General features: G+C 55.8%; 14 protein-coding genes. 10 read left to right on the top strand and 4 right to left on the bottom strand.

Annotated elements, in window-relative coordinates:
* Positions 1 to 85: 85 nt before the first annotated feature.
* Together yhhY and B2Q93_RS07900 are read right to left on the bottom strand one after the other, a co-directional pair.
* Complete coding sequence (yhhY, locus tag B2Q93_RS07905; RefSeq protein WP_286932455.1) at positions 86 to 574, bottom strand: N-acetyltransferase; 489 nt, start codon at positions 572 to 574, stop codon at positions 86 to 88.
* A 186-nt stretch (positions 575 to 760) separates the two neighbouring features.
* Complete coding sequence (locus B2Q93_RS07900; RefSeq protein ID WP_286932453.1) at positions 761 to 1,432, bottom strand: bactofilin family protein; 672 nt, start codon at positions 1,430 to 1,432, stop codon at positions 761 to 763.
* 228 nt (positions 1,433 to 1,660) lie between these two features.
* On the opposite strand from B2Q93_RS07900, the gene B2Q93_RS07895 reads away from it, so the two are divergent.
* The 5 genes from B2Q93_RS07895 (at position 1,661) to gntU (ending at position 6,601) form a co-directional block, all read left to right on the top strand.
* A complete protein-coding gene (locus B2Q93_RS07895) occupies positions 1,661 to 2,698 on the top strand; it encodes an oxidoreductase (RefSeq protein ID WP_286932497.1) in 1,038 nt (345 codons plus the stop codon).
* Positions 2,699 to 2,821: 123 nt separating this feature from the next.
* Complete coding sequence (locus B2Q93_RS07890) at positions 2,822 to 3,517, top strand: pirin family protein (protein ID WP_040078253.1); 696 nt, start codon at positions 2,822 to 2,824, stop codon at positions 3,515 to 3,517.
* A 90-nt stretch (positions 3,518 to 3,607) separates the two neighbouring features.
* Positions 3,608 to 4,603 (top strand): gluconate operon transcriptional repressor GntR, encoded by a 996-nt coding sequence (gntR, locus tag B2Q93_RS07885; protein WP_040078254.1) that lies wholly within the window; start codon positions 3,608 to 3,610, stop codon positions 4,601 to 4,603.
* 126 nt (positions 4,604 to 4,729) lie between these two features.
* Positions 4,730 to 5,257 carry a gluconokinase gene (gene gntK / locus B2Q93_RS07880; RefSeq protein ID WP_286932451.1) on the top strand — a complete coding sequence of 176 codons (528 nt, stop codon included), beginning with the start codon at positions 4,730 to 4,732 and terminating at the stop codon, positions 5,255 to 5,257.
* Positions 5,258 to 5,260: 3 nt separating this feature from the next.
* Entirely contained in the window at positions 5,261 to 6,601 is a 1,341-nt protein-coding gene (gene gntU / locus B2Q93_RS07875; protein WP_040078256.1) for a gluconate transporter, read from the top strand.
* Between the two features lie 267 nt (positions 6,602 to 6,868).
* On the opposite strand, the gene B2Q93_RS07870 is transcribed toward gntU, so the two are convergent.
* Positions 6,869 to 7,315, bottom strand: coding sequence for a hypothetical protein (locus tag B2Q93_RS07870; protein ID WP_286809559.1), 447 nt, complete (start codon positions 7,313 to 7,315; stop codon positions 6,869 to 6,871).
* A 397-nt stretch (positions 7,316 to 7,712) separates the two neighbouring features.
* Positions 7,713 to 8,306 carry an NAAT family transporter YhgN gene (gene yhgN / locus B2Q93_RS07865; RefSeq protein ID WP_015960802.1) on the bottom strand — a complete coding sequence of 198 codons (594 nt, stop codon included), beginning with the start codon at positions 8,304 to 8,306 and terminating at the stop codon, positions 7,713 to 7,715.
* A gap of 178 nt (positions 8,307 to 8,484) precedes the next feature.
* Here yhgN and asd point away from each other — a divergent pair, with 178 nt between their 5' ends.
* The 5 genes from asd to glgA all read left to right on the top strand — a co-directional run bounded on the left by asd (position 8,485) and on the right by glgA (position 16,741).
* On the top strand, positions 8,485 to 9,588 hold the full coding sequence (gene asd, locus B2Q93_RS07860; protein ID WP_233802596.1) for an aspartate-semialdehyde dehydrogenase: 1,104 nt from the start codon (positions 8,485 to 8,487) through the stop codon (positions 9,586 to 9,588).
* A gap of 250 nt (positions 9,589 to 9,838) precedes the next feature.
* Complete coding sequence (gene glgB / locus B2Q93_RS07855; RefSeq protein WP_040078260.1) at positions 9,839 to 12,025, top strand: 1,4-alpha-glucan branching enzyme; 2,187 nt, start codon at positions 9,839 to 9,841, stop codon at positions 12,023 to 12,025.
* Complete coding sequence (gene glgX / locus B2Q93_RS07850) at positions 12,022 to 13,995, top strand: glycogen debranching protein GlgX (protein WP_286932448.1); 1,974 nt, start codon at positions 12,022 to 12,024, stop codon at positions 13,993 to 13,995. The genes glgB and glgX overlap by 4 nt, the downstream gene beginning before the upstream one ends.
* A 17-nt stretch (positions 13,996 to 14,012) precedes the next feature.
* Complete coding sequence (gene glgC, locus B2Q93_RS07845; RefSeq protein WP_040078263.1) at positions 14,013 to 15,308, top strand: glucose-1-phosphate adenylyltransferase; 1,296 nt, start codon at positions 14,013 to 14,015, stop codon at positions 15,306 to 15,308.
* Positions 15,308 to 16,741 (top strand): glycogen synthase GlgA, encoded by a 1,434-nt coding sequence (gene glgA, locus B2Q93_RS07840; RefSeq protein WP_046886776.1) that lies wholly within the window; start codon positions 15,308 to 15,310, stop codon positions 16,739 to 16,741. The genes glgC and glgA overlap by 1 nt, the downstream gene beginning before the upstream one ends.
* Positions 16,742 to 16,757 lie beyond the last annotated feature (16 nt).

Below are 16,757 nucleotides of genomic sequence, written 5' to 3'. Positions count from 1 at the left end.
TCTGCACTTATGGGAAGAGTATTTGCCCGGTGCGGTCTTTTCCCCCTCGCCCCTTTGGGGAGAGGGCCGGGGTGAGGGGGGAGGCTTACTTCATCCGCGCCATATAATAGGCATCCACATACTCCCCGTTGCGCAGGGCAAATTTCTTGCCGGTCCCTTCAATTTCAAAACCGAAACTTTTATAGAGCGCGACGGCGGCGGGATTATCGGCAAACACCGTCAGTTCAATACGTTCAATGCGTAACCAGTTATCACACAGGTTAACCATCTCGCTCATCAGGCGGCGACCCACGCCCCGTCCCTGCATATCCGCGGCGACGCTGATGCCGAAGGTTGCAACATGACTACGGCGTGGATTTTCCATTACATCCAGTGCCATATGCCCCACCACGCGCCCTTCCAGACAAGCGACGAGATGGCGCCTGCCCGGCCTGGCGGCTACGCGTTCTTGCCACATCTCCAGAGAGGGGTGAGGAAGTTGTAGCGTATCTTGATACACCTCCGGATGCGTCATGATCTCGCGTAATGCGGCGGCATCGCTGGCTTCAATGTGGCGTATCACTATCTCACTCATTCCTTCATCCTCTGTAGGTTAATGTCCTCTTTAACATCAGTGACTTTAAAATTTGAGTCAACCCACCTTTTTTGCAAAAAGTATTGGACAAGTGCGAATGAGAATGATTATTATTGCTCTGCATTCAGGAAGACCACTACGGGAACCTGAAAGCACGACATTGCTCACATTGCTTCCAGTATTACTTTAGCCAGCCGCGTGCTGGCTTTTTTTTGCCTGCGATTTTGCCTCGACCGCGTTTTCAGTGACCTCTGGCGTCAACCCCACCACGTTGGTCTTCTCAATCTTCAGGGGCATCACTTCCGCCTGGCCAGAGAAAGTACCGCCTTTTTTCACCGCCAGCGTGCGGTAGGTGAGGGTGCCGGTGACATGGCCATTCTCGCAAATATCTACGATGTCGCAGGTGCACTGGCCATTCACGCTGCCGTCAATGATCAGCTCACGGCAGCTAATATTCCCTTCAATCACGCCGCCACGCATCACCTTGATCAGGTTCTCTTTGGCATCAACATTGCCTTTCAGCGTGCCGTGAATATAGACGTGGCCGCCGGCCACGATATTTCCCTCAAAGCAGACGTCGCTGGCGATAACCGTTGTGGCCTGTTTTTCCGTTGCGGTCGGCTCTTTTTCACGAACTTCAACGGGGGCGGGACGGGAGATAACGGGCTGTTCGATCTCTTCGGATTTTTTCTTCTTAAACATACGATTAACCTGATTAGAAAAAGCGTGGATAGTGAAGTGGAGTAAGGAGAGCGCGCCGAATATCTGCGCCGGCAGGGTGGCTGATAAGGTCCAGCAAATCAGTGTGAGAAACCAGAAAACCAGCGCGATATTTAACGCGAAATAATTGCCAGCCATATGCGTAGCTACTCCCTTAGCGACCATGTGGTTTTGGCTAGTATTTATCGGGATTCGTTCTCTTCAGGTCAAGCTGTTGCCCGCATTTTAGGAATGGACAAAGCCTGCTATTAGCCGCTCTGTTAACGCGCTTAAGCGCATGGGATCGTGAAAGGGTGAAGCGGTCTGATTAAATTCACCCGCGGGTTGCGCTATGGTTAAAGCAGTTTTCTGAATCAGGACAACATGATGACATTACATTGCGCCTTTATTGGCTTTGGTAAAAGCACCACCCGGTATCATCTGCCTTACGTTCTTAACCGGAAAGAGAGCTGGCATGTCGCCCATACCTTCCGCCGCAGCGCAAAGCCCGAAGAGCAGGCCCCGCAATATTCTCATATCCACTTCACCAGCGATCTCGATGAAGTGCTAACGGATCCGCAGGTCAAACTGGTGATTGTCTGCACCCATGCGGATAGCCACTTTGATTACGCGAAGCGTGCGCTGGAAGCGGGTAAAAACGTGCTGGTGGAAAAACCCTTCACCCCGACCATTGCGGAAGCAAAAGAGCTGTTCGCGCTGGCAAACAGCAAAGGGCTGACCGTCACGCCGTATCAGAACCGCCGCTTCGACAGCTGCTTCCTGACCGCGAAGAAGGCGATTGAGAGCGGCAAGCTGGGTGACATTGTCGAAATTGAAAGCCACTTCGATTACTACCGCCCGGTCGTAGAGACCAAACCTGGCCTGCCGCAGGACGGCTCGTTTTACGGTCTGGGCGTACACACCATGGACCAGATCATCTCCCTGTTTGGCCGCCCGGATCATGTGGCCTATGACATCCGCAGCCTGCGCAACAAAGCCAACCCGGATGACACCTTCGAAGCTCAGCTGTTCTACGGTGACCTGAAAGCCATCGTCAAAACCAGCCATCTGGTGAAAATCGACTACCCGAAATTTATCGTGCACGGCACCCGGGGCTCGTTTATCAAATACGGCATCGACCAACAGGAGACCAGCCTGAAGGCCAATATCATGCCGGGCGAAGCGGGCTTTGCGGCGGATGACTCCGTAGGGGTGCTGGAGTATGTCAACGAGGCGGGCGAGACGGTAAAAGAGACGCTTGCGCCGGAAACCGGGGACTACGGTCGGGTCTACGATGCGCTGTATGACACCCTCAGCAATGGCGTGCCAAATTACGTCAAGGAAACTGAAGTTCTCACCAATCTTGAAATCCTTGAGCGGGCCTTCGAGCAGGCATCACCCTCCACGGTAACCCTCGCCAAATAAGCAGTTCTGACTCCTTTGTTCTTGTTCAATGATTTTGAACAGAGGAGTCAATTTTCACCCTCTATGATCCCAGGTCGATTGCGTCCACACTTACTCCATCGAAACGAACTGGGGTAAAAACAGATGATCTTCTTACGCAAAGCTAACGAACGTGGTCACGCAAATCATGGCTGGCTGGACTCATGGCACACCTTCTCGTTTGCCGATTATTATGACCCGAACTTTATGGGCTTCTCGGCACTGCGGGTAATTAACGATGACGTGATTGATGCAGGCCAGGGCTTCGGTACCCACCCGCATAAAGACATGGAGATCCTGACCTATGTGCTGGAAGGGGCGGTAGAGCATCAGGACAGCATGGGCAACAAAGAGCAGGTTCCGGCAGGTGAGTTCCAGATTATGAGCGCGGGTACCGGCGTGCGTCACTCGGAGTACAACCCGAGCAAAACAGACAAACTGCACCTGTATCAAATCTGGATCATTCCAGAAACAACCGGCATCACGCCACGCTATGAACAGCGCCGCTTTGATGCAGAGCAGGGCAAACAGCTGGTGCTCTCTCCGGATGCGCGTGATGGGTCTTTGAAAGTGCATCAGGATATGGAGCTGTACCGCTGGGCGCTGGCGAAAGACGAACAGTCTGTTCATCAGATTGCTGCTAACCGCCGCGTCTGGATCCAGGTGGTTAAAGGCGAAGTGTCTATCAACGGCACCAAAGCGACTACGGCCGATGGCCTGGCTATCTGGGATGAGCAGGCACTCTCTGTGCATGCCGACAGCGAAAGTGAAATCTTGCTGTTCGATCTGCCACCGGTATAAATAATTACTCAACCTTCCCTTTAAACGGGGAAGGTTGAGCTTTGTCCGTGATAAACTGAAGGAATCTTTCCCTACCGATTTCTCAGGACGATGAAAAAGAAACGCCCCGTACTTCAGGATGTCGCCGATCGCGTCGGTGTGACCAAAATGACGGTCAGCCGCTTTTTACGTAACCCGGAACAGGTTTCCGTGGCGTTGCGTGGCAAGATTGCCGCTGCTCTGGATGAACTGGGCTATATCCCCAATCGCGCACCCGATATTCTGTCGAATGCCACCAGCCGCGCGGTGGGTGTCCTGTTACCTTCCTTAACTAACCAGGTGTTTGCCGAAGTCTTACGCGGTATCGAAAGCGTGACGGATGCCTTTGGTTATCAGACCATGCTTGCGCACTATGGGTATAAACCGGAACTGGAAGAAGAGCGTCTTGAATCCATGCTTTCCTGGAACATCGACGGCCTGATTTTAACGGAACGTACTCACACTCCGCGTACCCTTAAAATGATTGAAGTGGCGGGTATCCCGGTGGTGGAGCTGATGGACAGCCAGTCGCCGTGTCTCGATATTGCCGTTGGCTTCGATAACTTTGAAGCGGCCCGGCAGATGACCGCAGCCATTATTGCCCGTGGTCATCGTCACGTCGCCTATCTTGGCGCACGTCTGGATGAACGTACTATCATCAAACAGAAGGGATATGAGCAGGCGATGCTCGATGCCGGTTTAACGCCCTACAGCGTGATGGTGGAACAATCATCCTCATACACTTCCGGTATTGAACTGATGCGTCAGGCACGTCGCGAGTATCCGCAGCTCGACGGTATCTTCTGCACTAACGATGACCTTGCGGTTGGCGCGGCCTTCGAATGCCAGCGCCTGGGGTTAAAAATTCCGCAAGATATGGCCATTGCCGGTTTCCACGGCCACGACATCGGCCAGGTGATGGAGCCGCGTCTGGCGAGCGTGTTAACACCGCGCGAGCGTATGGGCCGCATCGGTGCAGAACGTCTGCTGGCGCGTATTCGTGGGGAAGCGGTGACGCCGAAAATGTTAGATTTAGGTTTCACCTTGTCACCGGGTGGATCCATTTAGTGTGACAAATTTGAAGTAGCTCACACTTATTCATTTCTCGCACCTTTGGATATTGCTTCTCCATAGCCCCGGCAGGACAATGTTACCGATAACAGTTACCCGTAACAATTGACCGAGGGACTCCCTTTGAGCACGACTAACCACGATCACCACGTATACGTCCTGATGGGCGTTTCCGGTAGCGGTAAATCTGCGGTGGCCAGCGAAGTGGCGCATCAACTCCATGCTGCGTTTCTTGATGGTGACTTCCTCCATCCGCGCAGTAATATCACGAAAATGGCCGCCGGCGAGCCGCTGAACGACGACGATCGTAAGCCCTGGCTGCAGGCGCTGAATGACGCCGCCTTTGCCATGCAGCGCACCAATAAAGTGTCGCTGATTGTCTGCTCTGCGCTGAAAAAAACCTACCGCGACCTGCTGCGTGACGGTAACCCGAATCTCTCTTTCATCTATCTGAAAGGCGATTTTGCGGTGATTGAAAGCCGTCTGAAGGCGCGTAAAGGTCACTTCTTCAAAACCCAGATGCTGGTCACCCAGTTTGAAGCTCTGCAAGAGCCGGGTGCGGACGAGCAAGATGTATTAGTGGTTGATATCGATCAGCCGCTGGAAGGTGTGGTCGCAAGCACCATCGAGGTTATTAATAAAAGGCAGTAAGTTTTGAGTACTTTAACGCTTGTGTTGACAGCAGTGGGCTCCGTTTTACTGCTGCTGTTTTTGGTCATGAAAGCGCGTATGCACGCTTTCGTGGCATTGATGGTGGTGTCTATTGGTGCAGGTCTCTTTTCCGGTATGCCGCTCGACAAGATCGCAGCGACAATGGAAAAAGGGATGGGCGGCACGCTGGGCTTTCTGGCGATAGTGGTCGCGCTGGGCGCGATGTTTGGCAAGATTCTGCATGAAACGGGCGCGGTCGATCAGATTGCCGTCAAGATGCTGAAATCGTTCGGCCATAGCCGCGCACATTATGCCATTGGCCTGGCCGGTCTGATTTGCGCTCTGCCGCTGTTCTTTGAAGTGGCCGTTGTGCTGCTGATAAGCGTGGCATTCTCCATGGCGCGCCATACCGGTACCAATCTTGTGAAGCTGGTCATTCCGCTGTTTGCGGGGGTGGCGGCAGCGGCGGCATTCCTGCTGCCTGGGCCCGCGCCGATGCTGTTGGCCTCGCAGATGCACGCTGACTTCGGCTGGATGATCCTGATTGGCCTCTGCGCCGCTATCCCGGGAATGATTATTGCTGGCCCACTGTGGGGCAACTTCATTAGCCGCTACGTTGAACTTCATATTCCTGACGACATTACCGAGCCGCACCTGGGCGAAGGCAAAATGCCCTCCTTCGGCTTCAGCCTGGCGCTGATCCTGCTGCCGCTGGTGCTGGTGGGCCTGAAGACCATCGCCGCGCGCTTTGTGCCGGTCGGTTCCAGCGCCTACGAGTGGTTTGAGTTTATCGGCCACCCGTTCACGGCGATCCTGGTAGCCTGTCTGGTAGCGATTTATGGTCTGGCGATGCGTCAGGGCATGCCGAAAGACAGAGTGATGGAGATCTGCGGCGCGGCGCTGCAACCTGCAGGGATTATCCTGCTGGTGATCGGTGCCGGTGGGGTGTTCAAGCAGGTGCTGGTGGATTCCGGCGTCGGCCCGGCGCTCGGTGAAGCGTTAACCGGCATGGGGCTGCCGATTGCGGTGACCTGCTTCGTGCTGGCGGCAGCGGTACGTATTATTCAGGGCTCTGCTACCGTGGCGTGTTTAACTGCCGTGGGGCTGGTGATGCCGGTCATTGAACAGCTGAACTACTCCGGTGCGCAGATGGCGGCGCTCTCTATCTGTATCGCGGGTGGGTCAATTGTGGTTTCACACGTGAATGATGCCGGCTTCTGGCTGTTCGGTAAATTTACCGGCGCCACTGAAGCGCAAACCCTGAAGACCTGGACGCTGATGGAGACGATTCTCGGCACCACAGGCGCGATTGTCGGGATGATTGCGTTTTCACTGCTGAGCTGACCCTTGTTTTCCCCCTCTCCCTCTGGGAGAGGGCCGGGGTGAGGGTATCCAACCGCCGGGTTGACCCTTGTTTTCCCCCTTTCCCTGTGGGAGAGGGTCGGGGTGAGGGTATCCAACCGCCGGGCTGACCCTTGTTTTCCCCCTCTCCCTGTGGGAGAGGGTCGGGGTGAGGGCATCAGGCCGCAAAGGTGCTATTTTGTCGGGCGGCAGCTTCGCCATACCCGACCAGAAAAACGCCTCGAACCGCAGCCCCGGTAGCGCAAGCTTCTACAGCAGTACGGCACCTTTCTCCGTGCGCAGCCAGCGCGGCGCTTTCAGCGTATCACTATAAAACCCCACCAAATCCTGCAACAAATCTCCTGCAACTCTTTCATCACCCGCCGAGAGCGAGCGAGACAACAGCAGTTGCGTTAGCAGTTGGCAGTATCTCCCCAGTTGATCGATTTCCGGGTCGAAGCGCGGCGCCTCCAGCGGCAGGTCATCCACCGTGAGACTTGCTTTCAAATGTTCCGGCACAGGATCAAGCAGCATGGGCTGGAGCAGAGCAAGGCGGGCTGCGAGCCGCCCACACAGCGCCATCTTTTGTACCGGGTCTTCACACTCAACCAGCACATCTACGAATCGCTCGCAGTTGTCTGCCAGGTCGGTGAAATCGGTGGTGTGATCGAACGCAGTTGTGAATAAAGCGTGAGAAAAGCCTGGGGTAGTAGTCATAAGACAGCCTCTGATGAGTTGAATGGGCCGCCAAAGGAGGGACCAACCTCACTGGTGGCGGACTGAACGGCGTTGGTCCTACCGGCCTCATCAGCTACCGGCGCGCCTTACGGCGCCACCGTCCAGCCCACCATTGAGGTGTAACTGGCCACGCGATAAAAACGTTATTTATCACGGATGAGGATAACAGGGGACCAACCCTGACGCCTCATTTTGCAGGCGTGGCGAGACGATATTGCTTTGCTGAACAGGTGGCAAGAGAGGCTCTGGAAGGCGGCTCGCAAAACGCAGGATTATTTTTGATGGTGCGGTCTGTTGCCCTCACCCCAGCCCTCTCCCACGGGGAGAGGGAGCAAATACTAAAAACGACAACCAGGGGTTGTCGTTTTGCTTTTACCTAGCCCTTCATCCACGCCCGGATCCCGTCGAGGAACATCTGGGTCGCCATCATTACCAGGATCAACCCCATCAGGCGCTCCAGAGCATTTACCCCTTTCTCGCCCAGCAGACGCAAAAACAGCGACGACTGCAGCAGAATAATAAAGGTGCCGCCCCAGGCAATCAGTAGGGCAATCACCAGGTGGCTCATCTGATTTGGGTATTGATGCGACAGCAGCATCAGCGTGGCCAGAATGGTCGGGCCGGCCACCAGCGGGATGGCCAGCGGTACGATAAACGGCTCCTCACCGGCAGGCAGACCACTGCTGCTGCCTTCCGCGCTCGGGAAAATCATCTTGATAGCAATCAGGAACAGAATAATCCCGCCGGAAATGGAGACGGTCTCGGCGCGCAAGTTAAGGAAGGCGAGGATCTTTTCGCCGGCAAACAGGAAGATAAACATCACCAGCAGCGCGATGAGCAGCTCGCGGATCATGATCGCCCGCCGGCGCTTCGGCTCGGTGTGTTTCAGCACCGACATAAAGATGGGCAAGTTCCCCAGGGGGTCCATAATCAGGATTAAAAGAACCGCCGCGGAAATTATTTCAGTCATTATTATTTATCCCCTGAATCCTTATGGTTATTATCGTAATAAGTGGTATTACTGATTGCGGCGCAATCATCGATTAATTTCGCTTGCGACTTTGGCTGCATTTTGTAATGTGAAGGCTGGAGCCAGTTGGAATCTGGTTCGGCACACTCAGCACACACCTCTGCAGGAAAAATACGCTATGAAAAACGTTGGTTTCATCGGCTGGCGCGGTATGGTCGGCTCTGTACTCATGCAACGCATGGTTGAAGAGCGCGACTTTGACGCCATCCGCCCGGTCTTCTTCTCAACTTCCCAGCTCGGCCAGGCTGCGCCTTCTTTCGGCGGTAGCACTGGTACGTTGCAGGATGCTTTCGATCTGGAAGCGCTGAAGGCACTCGACATTATAGTCACCTGCCAGGGCGGCGATTATACCAACGAAATCTATCCAAAGCTGCGTGAAAGCGGCTGGCAGGGCTACTGGATTGATGCAGCCTCTTCACTGCGCATGAAAGACGACGCCATCATCATTCTCGACCCGGTCAACCAGGATGTTATCACCGACGGCCTGAACAAAGGGGTGAAAACCTTTGTTGGCGGGAACTGCACCGTTAGCCTGATGCTGATGTCGCTGGGCGGCCTGTTCGCACAGGACCTGGTGGAGTGGGTTTCCGTGGCAACTTATCAGGCAGCCTCCGGCGGCGGCGCGCGTCACATGCGTGAACTGCTGGCGCAGATGGGCCAGCTGCATCATCACGTGGCAGACGAGCTGGCGAACCCGGCATCGGCCATTCTGGATATCGAACGTAAAGTGACTCAGCTCTCCCGCAGTGGCGAGCTGCCGGTTGATAACTTCGGCGTACCGCTGGCGGGTAGCCTGATTCCGTGGATCGACAAACAGCTCGACAACGGCCAGAGCCGTGAAGAGTGGAAAGGCCAGGCTGAGACCAACAAAATTCTCAATACCGCTTCCGCGATCCCGGTCGATGGCCTCTGCGTGCGCGTTGGCGCGCTGCGCTGCCACAGCCAGGCATTCACCCTTAAACTGAAAAAAGATGTGTCTATTCCGACCGTGGAAGAGCTGCTGGCTGCGCACAATCCGTGGGCAAAAGTGGTGCCAAACGATCGCGACATCACGATGCGCGAACTGACCCCGGCGGCGGTCACCGGCACGCTCTCTACCCCGGTAGGGCGCCTGCGTAAACTCAATATGGGGCCGGAGTATCTCTCCGCCTTCACCGTTGGCGACCAGCTGCTGTGGGGGGCCGCCGAGCCGCTTCGCAGGATGCTTCGCCAGCTGGCGTAATAATTTGTTAAATCTCAGGGGTGCTTAGACACCCCTTTTTTTGCGTAATACACGGAGTAAAACGCAGATGAGTCATTATTTATCGGGAGTCATATAAAGCGTTGGCTATGCTTTAAGTTGGATGCGTGGCATCCAGCCTGGAGGATGGGTGGAACAGAGAGGATGCACAATGTGCTGTTCCATTCAGGTCACAATAAGGTCGAACCCTTAGCACGCCAGGGCCGACAACAAAAAAAACAGGATGAACACCATGTCCGTTCGTATTGATAGAGACGTGATTAATGCGCTTATTACGGGTCATTTTGCGGACCCCTTTTCTGTACTTGGCATGCACCGTACAGAGGCCGGACTGGAAGTCCGCGCGCTGTTACCTGACGCGACGGAAGTCTGGGTCATCGAACCCAAAACGGGCCGCAAAGTGGGCAAACTGGAGTGCCTTGACTCACGTGGTTTCTTCTCGGGCATTATGCCCCGCCGTAAAAATCCCTTCCGCTACCAGCTTGCCGTACTCTGGCATGGTCAGCAAAACCTGATTGACGATCCTTACAGCTTCGGCCCGCTTCTGCAGGAGATGGATGCCTGGCTCCTCTCTGAAGGTACGCACCTGCGTCCTTATGAAACCCTGGGTGCCCATGCCGATACGATGGACGGCATCACCGGTACCCGATTCAGCGTCTGGGCGCCTAATGCGCGTCGTGTTTCGGTCGTGGGTCAGTTCAACTACTGGGATGGCCGCCGCCACCCGATGCGCCTGCGCCGTGAAACCGGTATTTGGGAGCTGTTTATCCCCGGCGCGCACACCGGACAACTGTATAAATTTGAGCTGGTCGATGCCCACGGACAGCTGCGCATTAAAGCGGATCCCTATGCCTTTGAGGCGCAGATGCGTCCGGATACGGCCTCGATGATCTGCGGCCTGCCAGAGAAGATCGCCATGAGCGAAGCGCGCGTCAAGGCCAACCAGTTCGATCAGCCCATTTCCATTTATGAAGTGCATCTCGGCTCCTGGCGCCGTCATACGGACAACAATTTTTGGCTGAGCTATCGTGAGCTGGCTGACCAACTGGTCCCCTATGCGAAGTGGATGGGCTTTACCCATCTGGAACTGCTCCCGATTAACGAACACCCCTTCGATGGAAGCTGGGGCTATCAGCCCACTGGACTCTACGCTCCGACCCGCCGCTTCGGGACCCGTGACGACTTCCGCTACTTCATCGACGCCGCGCATGCGGCCGGGCTGAACGTGATCCTGGACTGGGTGCCAGGCCACTTCCCGTCGGATGACTTTAGTCTCTCTGAGTTCGACGGCACCAACCTGTATGAGCACAGCGATCCGCGCGAAGGTTATCATCAGGACTGGAATACCCTGATTTACAACTATGGCCGTCGTGAAGTGACCAACTATCTGGTGGGTAACGCCCTTTACTGGATTGAACGCTTTGGCATCGACGCTCTGCGCGTGGATGCGGTGGCATCCATGATCTATCGCGACTATAGCCGTAAAGAGGGAGAGTGGATCCCGAATGAGTTCGGCGGGCGCGAAAACCTGGAGGCCATAGACTTCCTGCGCAGCACGAACCGTATTCTCGGCGAGCAGGTACCTGGCGCGGTAACCATGGCCGAGGAGTCTACCGATTTCCCAGGCGTCTCTCGTCCACCGTCAATGGGGGGGCTGGGCTTCTGGTATAAGTGGAACCTTGGCTGGATGCACGACACGCTGGATTATATGAAGCTGGATCCGGTGCATCGTCAGTATCACCACGACAAACTCACCTTTGGCATGCTCTATAACGGCACCGAGAACTTCGTTCTGCCGCTCTCACACGATGAAGTTGTGCATGGCAAAAAATCGATCCTTGATCGGATGCCGGGCGATGCGTGGCAGAAGTTCGCCAATCTGCGCGCCTACTACGGCTGGATGTTCGCCTTCCCGGGTAAAAAGCTGCTGTTCATGGGGAATGAATTCGCCCAGGGACGAGAGTGGAACCACGACGCCAGCCTCGACTGGCATCTGCTGGAAGGGGGCGACAACTGGCACCACGGCGTACAGCGTCTCGTGCGCGATCTCAACCTGACCTACCGTTACCACAAAGCACTGCATGAACTGGATTTCGACACATACGGCTTCGAGTGGCTGGTGGTGGACGATCACGAACGCTCAATCTTTGTCTTTGTGCGTCGTGATAAAGCCGGGAATGAGATTATCGTTGCCAGTAACTTCACCCCGGTTCCGCGCCATAATTATCGGTTTGGCATCAACCAGCCGGGCAAGTGGCGTGAAATACTCAACACCGACTCTGTGCACTACCACGGCAGCAATGCCGGAAACGGTGGGCTGGTGCAAAGCGATGAGCACGAAAGCCACGGTCGTTCTCACTCCCTCAGCGTGACGCTGCCGCCATTGTCTACCATCTGGCTGGTCAGGGAGGGGGAATGACCCAGCTAAGCGCAGGCCAGGCCGAACCGCTCGGCGCAAGCTTTGACGGTAAGGGGGTAAATTTTACCCTTTTCTCCGCTCATGCGGAGCGGGTCGAACTCTGCGTGTTTGATGCCCACGGGAATGAGCAACGATTCGATCTCCCTGGCCGTACCGGTGAGGTCTGGCACGGCTACCTCGACGGCGTCAAACCGGGTCTGCATTATGGCTATCGGGTTCATGGCCCCTGGGATCCGGCTAACGGACACCGCTTTAACCCGGCGAAACTGTTGCTCGACCCTTATGCCCTTCAGGTGGAGGGCGAGCTGCGGGATACCGGTCTGCTGTGCGGCGGTCTGGATCAACCCGACAGCCGCGACAGTGCGCCCGCCGCGCCCAAAGGGGTAGTGATCGCCGACCGTTACGACTGGGAAGACGATACACCTCCCGCGACGCCCTGGGGCAAGACGGTCATTTATGAAGCCCACGTCAAGGGGCTTACCTTCAAACATCCGGCCATTCCGGCGGAGATGCGCGGCACCTATAAAGCGCTCGGCCACCCGGCCATGATTCGCTATTTCAAACATCTGGGCATTACGGCGCTGGAACTATTGCCTGTCGCCCATTACGCCTGCGAGCCGCGTCTGCAACGGCTGGGGTTAAGCAACTACTGGGGCTACAACCCCATGGCAATGTTTGCCCTCAGCCCGCGCTATGCCGCGCATCCTGTTAAAGCCCGGGATGAGTTTCGCGATGCGGTTAAAGCGCTACATGCGGCGGGAATCGAGGTCATCCTCGACGTGGTGTTGAACCACAGCGCGGAGCTGGATTATGAGGGACCGACGTTCTCCCTGCGCGGAATTGATAACCGTAGCTATTATTGGATCAGAGAGGATGGCGATTATCACAACTGGACCGGATGCGGTAACACGCTGAATCTTAGCCACCCGGCAGTCATGCAGTATGCGTATGAGTGCCTGAAATACTGGGTCGAGACCTTCCATGTGGACGGTTTTCGTTTTGATTTAGCCTCCGTTATCGGACGCACGCCGACGTTTAGCCAGCAGGCGCCGTTGTTTGAGGCTATAAAAAATTGTCCGCTGCTCTCTCGCGTCAAGCTGATAGCCGAGCCCTGGGACATTGGTGAAGGGGGTTATCAGGTGGGAAATTTCCCGCCCCCCTTTGCCGAGTGGAATGACCACTTTCGCGATGCAGCCCGCCGGTTCTGGCTCACGCGTAACCTGTCGCTCGGTGACGTAGCCGGACGATTTGCCGCCTCCAGCGATCTGTTTAAACGCAGCGGGCGGTTGCCGTCGGCCTCGATCAACCTGGTCACGGCGCATGACGGTTTTACCCTGCGTGATTGCGTCTGTTATGACCGAAAACATAACGAGGCCAACGGCGAAGAGAATCGCGACGGAACCAACAATAACCATAGCTTTAATCATGGTATAGAAGGTTTAGGGGGCAGTCAGGATGTGATTGAGCGTCGGCGGGCCAGCGTGCATGCGCTACTGACCACGCTACTGCTTTCGCAAGGTACACCGATGCTGCTGGCCGGAGATGAACACGGCCACAGCCAGCATGGCAACAACAATGCATATTGCCAGGATAACGAACTCACCTGGCTTGCCTGGGACGAGGCAAATACCGGGCTAACAAACTTCGCTGCTGCGCTGATTCACCTGCGCCAGCAAATCCCGGCACTCACGGCCGATCGGTGGTGGGAAGAGGGTGACGGCAACGTTCGTTGGCTCAATAGCAAAGCGCAACCTTTAAGTGCGCAAGAGTGGCAGTGGGGCGTTCCACGTCTGCAGATCCTGCTTTCAGAGCGATGGCTGATTACGCTAAACGCGACCACTGAAGTAGCAGAAATGGTTTTACCTGATGGGGAGTGGCGAGCTATTCCCCCCTTTGCCGGTGAGGACAACCCGGTGGTGATGGCCGTCTGGCATGGGCCTGCGCACGGAGTGTGCGTATTCCAGAAATGATAAAAAAGGAGTTAGTCATGGTTAGGTTAGATAAGAACGATCCATTAATGCTAGCGCGTCAACTGCCATTAAAATCTGTAGCCCTGATTCTTGCTGGTGGTCGCGGTACCCGTTTAAAAGATTTAACAATCACGCGTGCCAAACCCGCCGTCCACTTTGGCGGCAAGTTCCGTATTATCGACTTTGCACTTTCAAACTGCCTTAACTCAGGTATTCGCCGCATTGGCGTGATCACCCAGTACCAGTCCCACACGCTGGTGCAACATATTCAGCGCGGCTGGTCGTTCTTCAGTGAGGAGATGAACGAGTTTGTCGATCTGTTGCCTGCCCAGCAACGTGTGCATGGTGAGAACTGGTACCGCGGTACAGCGGATGCGGTCACCCAGAACCTGGATATCATTCGTCGCTACGATGCGGAGTATGTGGTGATCCTCGCCGGGGACCACATCTACAAGCAAGACTACTCGCGCATGCTCATCGATCACGTTGAAAAGGGTGCACGTTGCACCGTGGCGTGCTTACCGGTGCCCATTGCCGAGGCAACCGCCTTTGGCGTTATGGCCGTGGATGAACACGACAAAGTTATTGATTTTGTCGAGAAACCTGCCAATCCGCCCGCCATGCCCGGTAACCCCGATCGTTCCCTGGCCAGTATGGGCATCTACGTCTTTGACGCCGACTACCTCTACCAGCTGCTGGAAGAGGACGACAATGACGAGCAGTCCAGCCACGACTTCGGGAAGGACATTATTCCGAAGGTCACAAAATCTGGCATGGCCTATGCACATCCTTTCCCGCTCTCCTGCGTTCAGTCCGATCCGGCCTCAGAGCCTTACTGGCGCGATGTGGGAACGCTGGAAGCCTACTGGAAGGCGAACCTGGATCTGGCCTCCGTTACGCCGGAGCTGGATATGTACGACCAGAACTGGCCGATCCGCACCCATATGGAGTCGCTGCCGCCCGCGAAGTTTGTGCAGGACCGTTCCGGTAGCCACGGTATGACGCTGAACTCGCTGGTTTCTGGCGGCTGTATTATTTCCGGCTCCGTGGTGGTGCAGTCCGTGCTCTTCCCGCGAGTACGGGTGAACTCATTCTGTAATATCGATTCGGCGGTACTGCTGCCGGATGTGTGGGTAGGGCGCTCATGCCGTTTGCGCCGCTGTGTTATAGACCGTGCCTGCGTCATTCCGGAAGGGATGGTGATTGGTGAGAACGCGGAAGAGGACGCGCGTCGTTTCTACCGCTCAGAAGAAGGCATTGTATTGGTTACGCGTGAAATGCTGCGCAAACTGCAGGTCAAACAGGAGCGATAATGCAGGTCTTACATGTATGTTCGGAGATGTTCCCATTATTGAAAACGGGCGGGCTGGCGGATGTTATTGGTGCTTTACCGGCTGCGCAAATTGCCGGTGGTGTTGATACGCGCGTGCTGCTGCCCGCTTTTCCAGACATCCGTCGCGGCATACCTGATGCACAGGTGGTGAGCCGCCGGGAGACGTTTGCCGGGCGTATCACACTGCTGTTCGGGCATTACAACGGCGTGGGTATCTATCTGATTGATGCGCCACACCTGTATGACCGACCTGGAAGCCCGTATCACGACACTAACTTATTTGCCTATACCGACAACGTGCTGCGTTTTGCGTTGCTGGGTTGGGTAGGCTGTGAAATGGCCTGCGGCCTGGATCCTTTCTGGCACCCGGATGTGGTTCATGCGCACGACTGGCATGCCGGGCTAGCGCCTGCCTATCTGGCGGCGCGAGGGCGTCCGGCAAAGTCGGTGTTTACGGTACACAACCTGGCTTATCAGGGCATGTTTTATGCGCAGCACATGGATGACATCGAACTGCCATGGTCATTCTTTAACATGCACGGGCTGGAGTTCAACGGCCAGATCTCTTTCCTGAAGGCCGGCCTCTATTACGCCGATCACATTACGGCGGTGAGTCCGACCTACGCGCGGGAAATTACCGAAGCGCAGTTTGGCTACGGTATGGAAGGATTGCTGACCCAGCGCCACCGTGAAGGGCGCTTATCGGGCATTCTTAACGGCGTGGATGAGAAGATCTGGAGTCCGGAAACAGACCTGCTGCTGGCCTCGCGCTACAACCGGGATTCGGTTGAAGATAAGGCCGAAAACAAGCGCCAGCTGCAGATAGCAATGGGGCTGAAGGTTAACGACAAAGTCCCGCTGTTCGCGGTCGTCAGCCGTCTGACCAGCCAGAAAGGGCTGGATCTGGTGCTAGAAGCCTTGCCAGGCCTGCTGGAGCAAGGCGGGCAACTGGCGCTACTGGGGGCGGGCGATCCGGTGTTGCAGGAGGGCTTCCTGGCCGCTGCGGCAGAGCATCCGGGGCAGGTGGGGGTTCAGATTGGTTATCACGAAGCCTTCTCGCATCGCATTATGGGCGGTGCGGACGTGATTCTGGTGCCGAGTCGTTTCGAGCCCTGCGGCCTGACTCAGCTGTATGGCCTGAAATACGGTACCTTGCCGCTTGTGCGTCGCACCGGGGGGCTGGCGGATACGGTATCCGACACCTCGCTGGAGAACCTGGCGGACGGCATCGCCACCGGTTTTGCGTTTGAAGACAGTAATGCCTGGTCGCTGTTGCGTGCGATCCGCCGTGCTTTCGTGTTGTGGTCTCGTCCTTCTCTCTGGCGTTTTGTGCAGCGTCAGGCGATGGCGATGGATTTTAGCTGGCAAGTTGCGGCGCAGTCTTACCGCGATCTTTATCAACGCTTGATATAACAACGCTGGAATCATA

It is taken from the genome of Leclercia sp. UBA5958 (assembly GCF_002430365.1).
Classification (GTDB): Bacteria; Pseudomonadota; Gammaproteobacteria; order Enterobacterales; family Enterobacteriaceae; genus Enterobacter; species Enterobacter pneumoniae.
The sequence above is the reverse complement of the archived record's forward strand: the minus strand, read 5'-3'. Positions and strand labels throughout refer to the sequence as shown.